The organism is Enterococcus sp. AZ128 (genome assembly GCF_051714485.1).
Taxonomy (GTDB): Bacteria; Bacillota; Bacilli; order Lactobacillales; family Enterococcaceae; genus Enterococcus_A.
On sequence record NZ_JBIORZ010000002.1, the window covers coordinates 1,033,752 to 1,047,549 of the forward strand.

Here is a 13,798-nt window from a genome sequence, read left to right on the forward strand (position 1 = left end):
TAAATTTTTAGTTTATATAAAGCTTCTTCTCTAATTTCATAAAAAGCATTCTTACTTCATCTTATAAATGATAAGATGAAGCCATATCCTGGGGGATAAGAATTTTTTAAGGAGGCGTTTATGCTGACACGTTTCAAACAATCCAAACTGTTTTTTTGGACGGCCGAGATTGTCTTAACTATCATAGGTATTTATTTTCTGCTGCAAATGCCTAATATTTTTGAACCAGTGCTGGGGATGCTTTCTGCTATCATCATGCCGTTATTGATCGCTGGTTTTCTCTATTATATGTTCGATCCAATCGTTGTTTTTTTGGAGGAACGAGGAGGAGTACCGCGGGTGATCGGTTTTCTTTTGTCGTTTATCGTGATTGCCTTTATCATTGTTTTGATCATGATGAATGCCGTACCGAAGATGATCGAACAGACAGTCCAGCTAACACAAAATTTACCTGTTTATGCGGAGGAATCTGGCCGCTGGTTAAATGATTTAGCGAGTCGCGAGGAGTTTAAGAATTTCAATCTTGAAGAACAGCTTGCCGCGGCGAATTTGACGATCAATAATTTACTGAAGGTCGGGATCGTTAGTGTGACATCCAGTTTGTCGCGAATTGTTGGATTTGCGATGAAATTCTTTGTATTATTGTTCACTGTACCTTTCATTTTGATCTTTATGTTTAAGGACGGACATAAATTCTTGGATGCTGTTTCTCAATTCTTTCCATTATCGATTCGTAAAGAATTACGCCAAACGGTTCGAGAATTGAATGAAACACTGTCTGCTTATATCAGCAGTACGGTGTTAGATGCCTTTATCATTGGGATTTTAAGCTTTATCGCCATGACGATCTTTAAGCAGCCATATAGCTTGCTGCTGGCTCTTTTCTGCGGCGTTACCAATATTATTCCATATGTGGGTCCGTTCATCGGAGCTGTACCAGCCATCATTGTCGGTCTATTTATTTCTCCGCTGCAAGCATTGTACATGGGACTTTCTGTCTTGGTCATTCAGCAGTTGGATGGCAATTTAATCAAACCGCTGCTGTTCGGCAAGTCGTTGAATATCCATCCGTTAACGATTATTTTAGTATTGATTGGTGCGGGCAGTGTTGCCGGAATCGTGGGCATGCTGATTTGTATTCCGGTCTATGCCGTCATTAAAACGCTGATCATTAATATCCATAAAATCTATCAGCTTCGTCGTGAGAGCCATATCATTAAGGATAGCGGAGAAGGATAGCAAAATTTGAATAAATAAGAACCGTCATCCATAACAATTTGGATGGCGGTTCTTTTTGTGAAAAATTTCCATAAGTAGTGCATGAAATAAATAACTGGTTTTAATTCCAAATGTCAAAAATACGCAAAATTTTACTGAATATCGGTTTTTCCCGTTCGAATTTGAAGTGGTAGATTCCTAGAAGTGCGATAAACCAAATGGGTGAAAAGATCAAGGCCTCCCGTGTATCAGCAGCTAGTGCTAATACGAACAAGACGAATGCTAAGAAAATAAACACGAGATAGTTTGTATATGGAAACAGCGGTAATTTGAACGTATTCTTTGCGGCTAATTCTGGTTTCGTTTTGCGATAGCGCATATGTGTAAAGACGATCATTCCCCAAATAAAAATGAAACAGATCGTCGCGATCGAACTGATCATAGTAAAAATATGACTTGGGACGAAAAAGTTAAGGATTACGGCTAAAAAAATGACGAGTGTTGAAAAGACCAGCCCATTTCCTGGTACACGATTACGAGTCAATTTTGTAAAGCGGCTGGGTGCGCTGCCTTCTTGCGCCAGTGAACGAACCATTCGACTAGTGCTATAAATAGCGCTGTTGCAGGCAGACATGGCGGAGCTTAGAACGACTAAATTAACGATGGAAGCTGCTGCAGCAATCCCGATTTCAGAGAAGACTTGGACGAAGGGACTTTGGTCCGCCGACAAGCTTGACCAAGGATAGATCGACATGATCATAAATAATGAACCTAGATAGAATAAAATGATTCGTAATGGAATGGTATTAATCGCTTTTGGCAGAACAGTTTTAGGATCAGATGTTTCCCCGCCAATCAAACCGACTAATTCTACCCCGCAAAAAGCGAAGGTTGCCATTTGGAAGGAGAGGACAAAACCGCCTGCACCTTTGGGAAAGAACCCGCCGTGCCGCCATAAGTTGCTGATATCAACTGGGCCTGCACTCGTTTTGAAGCCTGTGAAGATCATAATTGCTCCCGTGACAATCAGCGCAATGATAGCTACAACTTTGATCAAGGCAAACCAAAATTCTAATTCGCCGAAAAGGCCGACCGCGACAAGATTCAAACCAAGTAAGAGCGCTAGGGCGATAATTTCAGGCAGCCATTGTGGAATGTCAGGTAACCAATAGTTAACGTACATGCCAGTTGCGGTTAAGTCAGCCATGGCGATGGCGATCCAGCAGAACCAGTAAGTCCAACCTGTTACAAAGGCCGCCTTTTTCCCTAAATAATCCGCGATAAATTCTAAAAATGAATGGTGGTTTAGATTTGAGAGCATTAATTCACCTAATGCGCGCATGATTAAGAAGATGACACAACCGGTGATGGTGTAAGATAGAAGAATCGAGGGACCAGTCAGCTGGATGGTTTTTCCGGCACCTAGAAACAGCCCCGTGCCAATAGCTCCTCCAATTGAAATCAATTGGACATGCCGATTTTTTAAACCTCTATCCAATTCTTCATGGGTTTCCAATAAAATCAGTCCTTTTTTTAAGATTAGAAAAAGTTTATCAGAAACGAATCAAAGGTTAAAATATTTTCCTCGAATTAACAGAATGGCTGGAATTTTCTAATAATTTTAAAATAACATAAAAATAAAAAGACTTACTAAAGATTTCACTATAACCTATGTTTTGCAAGGATTAAAATGCTATAATGTTGACAAAATACCTGAATAACTTCTTGCTTTGTTCGTTTTACTTTATATTGCATCAGATTAGAAAAACGGATCGTTCCTCAAAAGTAAAGATCACTTCCTAGAGGTGAGTGGGCCAGCAGGTTTAGTTGAAGGGATAGGATATGAACTTATATTTTCCATTCTTGGAAAATGAATGACATTAAAACAAATAAGGGGGAGCCGGTTTGAACAAAAAAACAATCGGTTGGTTGGTATTAGGACTGGTTGTGTTTGGCGCCGTAAGTTTTGCAAGCTATCACATCTTTCAAGAAAAAATGATCCAATCAGAAAAAGAAACCAAAAAGGTGCTGAATGAACGTTTATCCGATCTATATGAAGATCAGAAGTCTGGCTATTTCAAAGCAGACATTTCAGCAGATGCCTTTGATGATTTAGCAACTGAAGTGAAAAATCAACGTGGCGAGAGCCAGACCTTGGAAGATATTGATCACGCCAAGAAGAATTTTGAGATTCAAGAAGCTTTAAATGCTCTTTTTGAAAGTGATGTGTTAAACGGATTGGACTTATCCGCACACCCTATTTTAAAGAGCCCAGAGCAAGATAAAATCAAAGCGTTGAAGGATGAATTAAGCGAAAGTTCCGCGAAGGACAAAGATTGGGGTCAAGACATCAGTATGCTTCTGCGTATTGCCGAAACACAGTCGAAGGATTTTACAAATGCGGAGAGTGATGTGACGGATTTGTTGAATAAGGGGGATGGGTTGAGTCTATCGGACTATTTAGCAGGCGTAAAAACACTGGCGATCTTGCCAGATGGTAAATACAAACAACAGCTATTAGATAAATTGGACTCTGTCAAAAATCAGCTGGCGAATGAAAATAGTAGTTTTGCGACCCAAATCCAGCAAAGCGATGCCTCTATGGCAGCAGCAGAAAAAAGTTATCAAGAACGGCAAGCCAAAGCATTGGCCGAGCGCAACAAAGAACTAACAGAACTGAAAAAGACTTTAGCGGAGAAACAAGAGACATATGATTCGTATAAAGATATCCTGGATTCGATCGAAGACAGTAAAAACGATGACTCCTCTCGCAAAAGATCAGAATCAGAGTCTCGTTCTCGTGAAACCGATTCTTCAGGTTCTTCCAGCTCATCAAGCTCTAGCTCAAGTTCGTCTTCAGAAGACAATTAAAAAAAGAGCAACGATTTTCTAAGTGAAATCGTTGCTCTTTTTTAGTGTCATCTTTCCATTAGGGGATGCCTGATATTCTTCAAACAATGGGAAAATCTGAGTTCGCTTCTTGATATCCAGTTTGATAAAAATATTGTGGACGTGTGTTTTGACCGTCCCTAGTGAAAGAAAGAGCTGATCAGCAATTTCCTGGTTAGTCCGATGGAACATCAGCAGCTCAAAGACTTCCATTTCTCTCTGTGTGAACTGGTGAGCATGACAAAATTTTTGAATCAAAATCGATGCTTCCTGCTCTTCGGGTGTCGCATCCTCAGTCACTTGGCGCTCTTTTAAGAAGAAGTGGAACAGCAACAAGCAGACGGTGATAGAGAAAATATCTTCTGAGATACTCCGATTATAAATCTTGGTTGTTAATGAACTGTATTGATCCACATTGAAGATCACGAAACTATCTTCAATCACGATCAGGATACTGAAAAGAAAACTGACAATCGCTAATTTTTTCAAATAGCCTTTGTTAAGATCGGGTATCTCTTTTTTTGTGCCCCGCCAGCAGTAAAACCCTAAATAAAAGAGGAAGATCTGATTTCCTAAATAGTACAGCCATACTTTAAATGCTGAATTTGCCAGTAATGGTACGGTGACCATCCACACAGCTAAGGCGATTAATAAGCCGTAATGCAGTGTTTTGAGTTTTTCTTTACGTAATTCGGCAATGATAGAGATGGAGAAAAAGGCATTTCCCATAAAAATGATGGTCTTGACGGCAGGCGCGCTCATAAATGCTTGGTCGTAACTTTGAGCAAAGGAGTTGATGAATTCGGTCATATAAATAATGATGTTATCGAAAATGAAGAAGGCAAGATAGAGACTGATCAACAGGAATACTTTGTTTTTTTCTTTTAGATAGGAATTTATTGCAAAAGCCATAGTGATCGAATATAGAATGATCAAAAGAATATTATAAACGAAGATAGCTATCATATTGAATCCCCTTTCATTTCAGAATTAAAAATCGCATTTCTCAACCTAAGTATAACATCATTTATTCCTCCATCGTGTCAAAATACGCTAAACTTTTACCTAAACTTTTCTAAACCCTTGAAAAATAAAAGGTTTACATCTAAAAATAAACCAGCTAAAACTAGACGAATTTTATAAATGTTAGCGTTTACATCCTTTGGCTTATCGTAAACTTGTCCTTTTTTGCCTAAAGTAAAGATGCAAAAGCAAACAAATTACTTAGGAGGCGTCAACATGGCAAAAAGAGATTTTATTACAACAGAAAATTACACGAAGGAGGAAATTCAGTACATCGTTGATTTATCGTTGAAAATCAAAGCTTCTATTAAGAACGGTTTTTATCCGCCATTATTGAAAGATAAAGTGTTAGGCATGATCTTCCAACAATCTTCTACTAGAACTCGTGTTTCATTTGAAACAGCGATGACGCAATTAGGCGGACACGCAGAATATCTGGCACCAGGACAAATCCAATTAGGCGGGCATGAAACAATTGAAGATACAAGCCGTGTATTATCTCGTTTAGTTGATATCTTGATGGCACGTGTAGAACGTCACCACAGCGTGTACGATCTAGCAAACAACGCAACAATTCCAGTAATTAACGGAATGTCAGACTTCAACCACCCAACACAAGAATTAGGCGATCTGTGTACAATGATCGAACACTTACCAGCAGGCAAGAAAATCGAGGACTGCAAAGTATCCTTTATCGGCGATGCCACGCAAGTATGTTTCTCATTAGGTTTAGTAGCAACAAAAATGGGGATGGAATTCGTTCAATTCGGACCAAAAGGTTTCCAATTAAATGAAGATCATCGTGCAAGATTAGATGCGATCTGTAAAGAATCTGGTGGTTCATACACTGTTTCTGATCAAATCGAAGCAATTGAAGGTTCAGATTATGTTTACACGGATGTTTGGTACGGTCTGTATGAAGCAGAATTATCAGAAGAAGAACGCATGAGCACGTTCTATCCTAAATACCAAGTAAATGATGAATTGATGAATCGTGCTGGAGCGAATGCGAAATTCATGCACTGTCTGCCTGCGACTCGTGGTGAGGAAGTAACAGATGAAGTAATGGACGGACCTAATTCTATCTGTTTCGATGAAGCAGAAAACCGTTTAACTTCAATTCGCGGCTTGCTTGTTTATTTGATGCATGATTACGCGGACAAGAATCCAATTGATGAAAAGAAAAAAGCAGCAGCAAAAGCAGATTTGGAAGTCTTTTTAGGCAAAGCACTATAGACCCCAGAGGTGAGGAAGGAAATGATCTGCGGCTTTAAGTAAAATTCATCAAGATTATTTCCATTCGGGGATTGAGGAAATCCTCAATCCCTGTTTCCCTTGTACCGGAAAGGAAGAAAACAATGGGAGAAAAGAAGAAAAAGTTTAGTTTGATGAGTGCCATATTATCCGTTATCTGTGTCGTGTTCGTGGCAGAGGCAGCGGCGCCGGTCGCGGCGATCGGAAATTCGCAATTCTTTTGGTGGGTCTTTCTACTGATCGCGTTCCTTTTGCCTTACGGCTTGATGTCTTCAGAATTGGGAACGACTTATATTGGATATGGGGGAATCTACGATTGGGTGACTCAAGCATTCGGTCACCGCTGGGGTTCGCGGGTCTCTTGGTATTATTGGATCAATTATCCGTTATGGTTAGCTTCATTAGCTGTGGTATGTCCAGGACTATTGACCACGATTACCGGAATTGAGTTTCCGACGATAGCAGCAATTGTAATTGAGTTAGTATTTATTTGGCTGATTGTTTGGATCAGTTTTTATCCAGTCAGCGACAGCGTATGGATCTTGAATGGCGCGGCTGTTATCAAAATGATTTTGGCTATTTTGATTGGTGGATTAGGCGTCTATACCGCGGTTACAAAAGGTGTAGCTAATGAGTTCACACTGAAATCAATGCTGCCAAGCTTGGATTTGAATAGCTTATCCTTTATTTCGGTTATCATTTTTAATCTATTAGGTTTTGAGGTTATTTGTACATTTGCGGATGACATGGAAAATCCTAAGAAACAAATTCCGCAATCGATCATTGTCGGCGGTATCGTAATCGCTGCGATCTACATCTTCTCAGCATTTGGGATCGGTGTAGCGATTCCAACAGATCAGATCAGTACTGGAAGCGGCTTGATGGACAGCTTCAAGTTATTGACTGGTTCAACTGGCGGCTGGTTCATTATTTTAATGGCGTTCTTGTTCTTGCTTACACTATTCGGCAATATGATTTCTTGGTCGCTTGGGGTGAACAACACCGCATGCTATGCCGCTGAAAATGGCGACATGCCGAAAATTTTCGCGAAACGCGGTGGAAAAGATGAAATGCCGATTGGTGCAGCTATCATGAATGGTATCGTTGCCTCTGTCGTAGTTGTGATCGCGCCGATTTTACCGAATCAAGATTTATTCTGGGCATTCTTCTCATTGAACTTAGTAATGTTCTTGATGTCTTATGTACCAGTATTTCCAGCTTTCTACAAATTAAGAAAAATCGATCCAGACACACCACGACCATTTAAAGTTGGCGGCAGTGATACTTTCTTGAAAGTTTTGGTTGCGCTGCCAATGATCATGATCGTCATCTCATTAATCTTTACGGCATTACCGTTGCAGTTTGATCCAGCAACATTGAGTGAACAACTACCGATTACGATCGGAGCTGTCGTCTTCACCTTATTTGGTGAAGGAATTATATGGGTGAAAAAAATCAAAAAAGAAGGAGTAATTTATCATGGCGAAGAGAATCGAAAAGACAACACCGAAACAAGACGGGTTTAGAATGCCCGGCGAGTATGAACCACAAGAGAAAGTTTGGATGATTTGGCCAGAGCGTCCAGATAATTGGCGTGATGGTGGGAAACCAGCACAAGAAGCGTTTACTGAAGTAGCGAAAGCAATCAGTAAATTCACACCAATGAATGTGGTGGTTTCACAACAACAATTCCAAAACTGTCGTCGCCAGTTACCAGAAGATATCACTGTTTATGAAATGTCGAATGATGATGCATGGATTCGCGATTGCGGACCAAGCTTTGTGATCAATGATAAAGGCGAATTGCGCGGAAATGACTGGGGCTTCAATGCTTGGGGCGGTCTTGTTGACGGATTGTATTTCCCATGGGATCAAGATGATTTAGTTGCGCAAAAGATTTGTGAAATTGAACATGTCGATTCTTATCGTACCGATGATTTCATCTTAGAAGGCGGTTCTTTCCATGTGGATGGTGAAGGAACAGTTTTAGTAACTGAAATGTGTTTATTAAGTGAAGGGCGCAACCCTCACATGACAAAAGAAGAGATCGAGCAAAAATTATGCGACTATTTGAACTGTGAAAAAGTTCTTTGGTTAGGCGATGGAATCGATCCAGAAGAAACAAATGGTCACGTGGATGATGTTGCTTGCTTTGTTCGTCCTGGTGAAGTCGCTTGTATCTATACGGAAGATGAAAACAGTCCATTTTACGATGCGGCGCAAGATGCTTACAAACGTTTGAGTGAAATGACAGATGCAAAAGGCCGTAAATTAAAAGTTCATAAAATCTGCTGCCCGATCGAAAATGTAACGATCGACGGAAACTTCAAGATCGACTACGTTGAAGGAACGATGCCGCGGGAAGATGGCGATATCTGTATCGCTTCTTACATGAACTTCTTGATTACGAACAACGGAGTAATCGTACCGCAATACGGCGACAAGAACGATGCTTTAGCGCTTGAACAATTGGAAATGATCTTCCCGGATAAAGAGATCGTAGGTGTAAATACAGTGGAAATTGTTTACGGTGGCGGAAATATTCATTGTGTCACTCAACAACAACCACAAAGATAGGGGAGAACCTTATGTCAAAAATCGTTATCGCACTCGGAGGAAATGCATTAGGCAATTCCGCCAATGAACAATTAACTAAAGCAGAGCTTGCTGCTAAATCGATTGCGGATTTAATTACTGCGGGGCATCATGTCGTGATCGCTCACGGGAACGGTCCGCAAGTTGGAAAAATTCGTTTAGCTTTTGAAGAAACGAGCAAGACACCAGAGGACACAATGCCGTTTCCAGAATGTACGGCGATGAGTCAAGGCTATATCGGCTATCACTTGCAGCAAGCAATCGACGAGGAATTGGTTTCTCGTGGTTTGGATGATATTCCAGTGGTTTCAATGCTGACTCAGGTCGTGGTTGATCCGAAAGATCCCGCGTTTGCGAATCCAACGAAACCCATTGGCGGTTATTATAGTGAAGACGAAGCAAAGAAATTGATGGCTGAAAGCGACGATGTTTATGTCGAAGATGCAGGTAGAGGCTGGCGTCGTGTAGTGCCATCACCAAAACCAGTCGATATCTATGAAAAGATTAGTCTGCAAACCTTAGTCGACGCGGGGCAAGTCGTGATCGCCTGTGGTGGAGGAGGCATTCCAGTTATTTATGAAGGGACCAAATATAAAGGCGTTGATGCGGTAATCGATAAAGATTTTGCCGCAGCCAAAATGGCGTCATTGATCGATGCAGATGTCTTCATTATCTTAACGGCGGTTGATCATGTATTTGTCAACTTCGGTACCCCAGAACAAAAAGCTTTAGAAACAACCACGGTGGCGGATATGCAAAAATATATTGAAGAGAAACAATTCGCGCCGGGCAGTATGTTGCCGAAAGTCGAAGCAGCAATCAGCTTCGCCGAATCAAAGGCCGGACGTCAAGCCATCATCGCTTCTCTTGAGCAAGCCTCAGAAGCAGTGAAAGGCAATAGTGGAACGACGGTAGAGATGTAATTTTTCGAACTCGACTACTTAAGCAAAGAGCTAAGTAGTCGAGTTTTTTACATTTACTAAAATACATAATTTTACAGGTCTACATAAACTCCATGTACAGTATCTAAAAATGTTTAAGTGTTGAATGGCTTCTAGGAGTAATTCTCAAAGATAATTGAACCGGTTCAATTATCTTTGAATACCTATTGTAAAAGTTGTAATCGTTTGCTATTATAATTTTTGAACCGGTTCAAAAAATGAAAATAAGGAGTTTTATAATGAATATCGTAGATAAGCTGTCCGAAAAATTGTTGCCAATTGTGTCAAAAATCAATAATCAGCGCCATCTTCTAGCTATTCGTGATGCATTCATTATCACGATGCCTCTAGTAATGGCCGCCTCATTTATGGTCTTATTAAATGCGTTAATTTTTTCTAATGCAGCAGTTCAAAAAATCGTTGATTTAAGTTTTTTGTCAGACTTAGCAGTAATTGTTAACAATGGGACCATGAGTATTTTAGCAATAATTGTCTGCTACAATATCGGAGTAAATTTAGCAAATTATTACATCAAGTCAAAAGCAATCGATGATCCTTCATTTAATGCAGTACATGCAGGAGTATTAAGCTTAGCAACTATGTTTATTTTGATGCCTGTAGACACATTGGTAACCCTTACTGATGGTACTACTGCTGAAGTGGGAGGTGTTTTTTCTCAAACATTAACCTCTAGTTCTGGATTAGCAACAGCCATGATTTGTGCATTAGTAAGTACAGAGCTTTTTGTTCGGCTAGCAAAATTTAAAAAACTGAAAATTAAGATGCCAGATGGGGTTCCTCCTGCAGTAGCTACTTCATTCAATTCCTTGGTTCCTGAAGTGTTTGTTGTATTGATTTTTGGGATTTTTGTGTTCGGATTGAAAAAAACTACAGGACTTAATGTCCCAGATTTAATTAATTTGGCTATTCAAACACCTTTAAAAGGTTTTGTTTTATCCGTTCCAGGAATGCTGTTTATTCAGTTCTTTTCTGATTTTTTATGGGTGTTTGGGATGCACGGCTCCAGTATTTTAGCACCAATCAAGCAGGCACCGATGTTGCAATCAATTGAAGAGAATATGTTAGCTTTTCAACATCATGAAGCAATTCCCAATATAATTACCGAACCATTTGCAAATGCCTTTGGGTTGATTGGTGGAGGAGGATGCATTCTTCCTTTGGTTATTGCCATTCTATGGGTATCTAGACGAAAAGATCAACGGCAAGTGGCGAAACTTGGGTTAACGACATGTATGTTCAATATTACCGAACCAGTTATGTTTGGCTTGCCAGTTGTGATGAACCCGATCTTTATGATTCCTTGTGCGATTATTCCATCAATTAACTTGATCATCGCATATTTTGCGACAAGCGTTGGTTTAGTGGGTAAGACAGTGGCGGCAGCACCATGGATCACACCTCCGGTCATTCAATCTTTTATCGCGACCGGGGGAAATATAATGGCTAGCGTATTGACCATTTTACTGATTATACTAGATGTTTTCTTATTTTTACCATTTGTTATCGCTTCTAATAAAGAAGCAAAGTTGAGAGGGGAAGAGTTACTTGAGTAATTATCCATATCAGAATTCTAAACTAACCATAAGAGAACGAGTTTCTGACTTATTAAGCCGAATGAGTTTGGAAGAAAAGGTTGGTCAAGTAAATCAACATCTCTATGGTTGGGAATGCTATGAAAAGAAAAACGATGGACAAATTACGCTAACGGATAAATTCAAAGAGCACGTAAAATGGGGCGAAGGATTGGGGGCCCTATATGGACTGTTTCGTGCCGATCCTTGGTCTAAAGTTGGGTTTGAAAATGGGATTGCAGCAGAGGATAGCTGGAAGCTAACAAATCAGGTTCAAGAATATGTGATCAATCATTCTCGCTGGAAGATTCCTGCTTTGATCGTCGAAGAGTGTCCACATGGACATCAGGGTTTAGGCGGGATTTCCTATCCGACAAATATTGGGCGTGGAAATAGCTTCAATACGGATTTGACTGAGCAATCAAGTCGTTTAATGGCGCAAGAGTTGGCAGCTAAGGGCGTTCATCTAGCGTTAGTTTCCACATTGGACTTGGTGAAGGACCCACGCTGGGGACGCTCTGAGGAATGTTTTGGCGAAGATCCGATTCTGGCTGCAAAAATGAGCAAGGCAGTAATCTCAGGGTTCCAGGGTGGACTGATCACTGAAGGAGAAAGCTATTTGGATAAAACAGTTGCTGAAATTAATCGCCAATCAGACCAAATCGGCGTCGTACTAAAGCATTGTATTGCGCAAGGCGAAGCTATTGGTGGGCATAATTCTGGAACAGTAACTGTTGGTAATAGAGAATTTAATGATGTGTATTTACCATTATTAGCAAGTACACGAAATGCGGTTGGTGTTATGGCAGCCTATAATGATGTAGACGGAGTGCCCTGCCATATCAATGGTCAATTGTTCAAAAAAATCATGCGGGAACAACTAGGCTATCAAGGGATTGTCATGGCGGATGGAATTGCATTAGATAGATTGCAGGACGTTTTTTCTGATAAGATCACGAGTGCGGGAGCTGCTTTAAGTGCGGGAGTTGATTTAAGCTTGTGGGATGAAACCTACTTACAAATTAGCGAAGGCGTACATTCTAAAAAAGTATCGGAGAACGATCTGGATGAGTCTTGTGCTCGCGTATTGGGAATCAAATTTTTATTAGGATTGTTTGATGATCCGTTCATAAAAGATCCAACACAAAAGTTAGCGGAAACAATCAACAAATCTAAGAAAATGAATGTACAAGCAGCAGAAGAATCGCTGACGCTGATCAAGAATAATGGAATTTTACCATTGAAGCGATCAATTAGGAAATTGGCTGTAGTAGGGCCAAATGCAAATACTTTATATGCTTTGTTAGGTGATTACTCAGCTCCACAGGCTTCTGAACTGGCTGATTGTACGATCTATCACCAAATCAAAAAGGCTTTTTCTGAAACCGAGGTCGCTTATGCAGAAGGATGCGAAGTTCGAAATAAGGAAGGACAACGTGAAAAAATAGAATCTGCTGTAAAAAACTGTCAAGATGCCGATGCAGTCATTTTAGTTCTAGGCGGGTCTAGTGCTCGTAATTTCGATATGGAATTTCTAAGAAATGGCGCGGTATCTTCTAAGGGAATCAATATGGATTCTGGCGAGAATGTAGATGTTGCTTCATTGACTTTAGGTGGAGAACAGCTCAAACTTTTGAAAGCAATCAGCGACTTAGGAAAACCTATAATTACCGTGATGATTCAAGGACGAACCTATGATATTCAAGAAGTACAAGAATATTCTGCTGCTGTTTTAGTAGGGTGGTTTCCAGGTCAAGCAGGTGGGCTCGCCATTGCTCGAACGCTAATGGGAGAAAATAATCCTAGTGGTCGATTAAGTGTCAGCTATCCGCTTAATTCTGAACAATTACCAGTTTATTATTATCAAAGAGCTGCTTCAAAGAAAGATGATTACTATGATGAATCGGGCTCTCCGTTACATGAATTTGGATATGGACTTAGTTATACGCATTTTTCATATGAGAACTTGCATGTCAGCACAGAGTCTGACAAAATAATTATAGGTCTTACTGTTAGAAATGACGGAATAGTTGCTGGAAAAGAATCTGTACTTTTGTTTGTTCGATTATCGGGCGGATATGTAATTCAGCGCCATAAAATGCTAAAAGAATTTATCAAAGTTGAATTGGCGCCTAACGAAGTAACAGAGATAACCTTCAATCTATCACGAGAGCAATTATGCTTTACGGATATGGATCAAAAATATAAAAAAGCAGAGGGTTGTAGAATTATGGTGGGAAATTTATCAAAAGAAGTGACTTTTTTCTAGCTGATTCACTCAATCCG

General features: G+C 40.1%; 10 protein-coding genes. 8 read left to right on the forward strand and 2 right to left on the reverse strand.

From position 1 onward, the window contains the following. The first annotated feature begins 120 nt into the window (after positions 1 to 120). Positions 121 to 1,239, forward strand: coding sequence for an AI-2E family transporter (locus tag IGI38_RS16805; RefSeq protein ID WP_438732683.1), 1,119 nt, complete (start codon positions 121 to 123; stop codon positions 1,237 to 1,239). Between the two features lie 100 nt (positions 1,240 to 1,339). On the opposite strand, the gene IGI38_RS16810 is transcribed toward IGI38_RS16805, so the two are convergent. Further along, positions 1,340 to 2,734 carry an amino acid permease gene (locus tag IGI38_RS16810; RefSeq protein ID WP_438732685.1) on the reverse strand — a complete coding sequence of 465 codons (1,395 nt, stop codon included), beginning with the start codon at positions 2,732 to 2,734 and terminating at the stop codon, positions 1,340 to 1,342. 389 nt (positions 2,735 to 3,123) lie between these two features. Between IGI38_RS16810 and IGI38_RS16815 the strand changes: the two genes are divergently transcribed. Beyond that, the gene (locus tag IGI38_RS16815) at positions 3,124 to 4,089 is read left to right on the forward strand and encodes a hypothetical protein (protein ID WP_438732687.1); all 966 of its coding nucleotides are present in this window, start codon (positions 3,124 to 3,126) and stop codon (positions 4,087 to 4,089) included. Positions 4,090 to 4,107: 18 nt separating this feature from the next. Here the strand turns inward: IGI38_RS16815 and IGI38_RS16820 are convergent, their stop codons facing one another. Next, on the reverse strand, positions 4,108 to 5,073 hold the full coding sequence (locus tag IGI38_RS16820; RefSeq protein ID WP_438732689.1) for a response regulator transcription factor: 966 nt from the start codon (positions 5,071 to 5,073) through the stop codon (positions 4,108 to 4,110). Positions 5,074 to 5,346: 273 nt separating this feature from the next. Between IGI38_RS16820 and ptcA the strand changes: the two genes are divergently transcribed. From ptcA to IGI38_RS16850, 6 genes are all read left to right on the forward strand, one after another. Then, positions 5,347 to 6,366 carry a putrescine carbamoyltransferase gene (gene ptcA / locus IGI38_RS16825; RefSeq protein WP_438732691.1) on the forward strand — a complete coding sequence of 340 codons (1,020 nt, stop codon included), beginning with the start codon at positions 5,347 to 5,349 and terminating at the stop codon, positions 6,364 to 6,366. A 122-nt stretch (positions 6,367 to 6,488) separates the two neighbouring features. Then, on the forward strand, positions 6,489 to 7,910 hold the full coding sequence (locus IGI38_RS16830) for an APC family permease (protein WP_438732692.1): 1,422 nt from the start codon (positions 6,489 to 6,491) through the stop codon (positions 7,908 to 7,910). Continuing rightward, entirely contained in the window at positions 7,864 to 8,961 is a 1,098-nt protein-coding gene (aguA, locus tag IGI38_RS16835) for an agmatine deiminase (protein ID WP_438732694.1), read from the forward strand. Before IGI38_RS16830 ends, aguA begins: the two co-directional genes overlap by 47 nt. 11 nt (positions 8,962 to 8,972) lie before the next feature. Further along, positions 8,973 to 9,902, forward strand: coding sequence for a carbamate kinase (gene arcC / locus IGI38_RS16840; RefSeq protein WP_438732696.1), 930 nt, complete (start codon positions 8,973 to 8,975; stop codon positions 9,900 to 9,902). A gap of 257 nt (positions 9,903 to 10,159) precedes the next feature. Beyond that, positions 10,160 to 11,494, forward strand: a complete 1,335-nt coding sequence (locus IGI38_RS16845) for a PTS sugar transporter subunit IIC (protein ID WP_438732698.1) — start codon at positions 10,160 to 10,162, stop codon at positions 11,492 to 11,494. After that, the gene (locus IGI38_RS16850; protein WP_438732700.1) at positions 11,487 to 13,781 is read left to right on the forward strand and encodes a glycoside hydrolase family 3 C-terminal domain-containing protein; all 2,295 of its coding nucleotides are present in this window, start codon (positions 11,487 to 11,489) and stop codon (positions 13,779 to 13,781) included. The genes IGI38_RS16845 and IGI38_RS16850 overlap by 8 nt, the downstream gene beginning before the upstream one ends. Positions 13,782 to 13,798 lie beyond the last annotated feature (17 nt).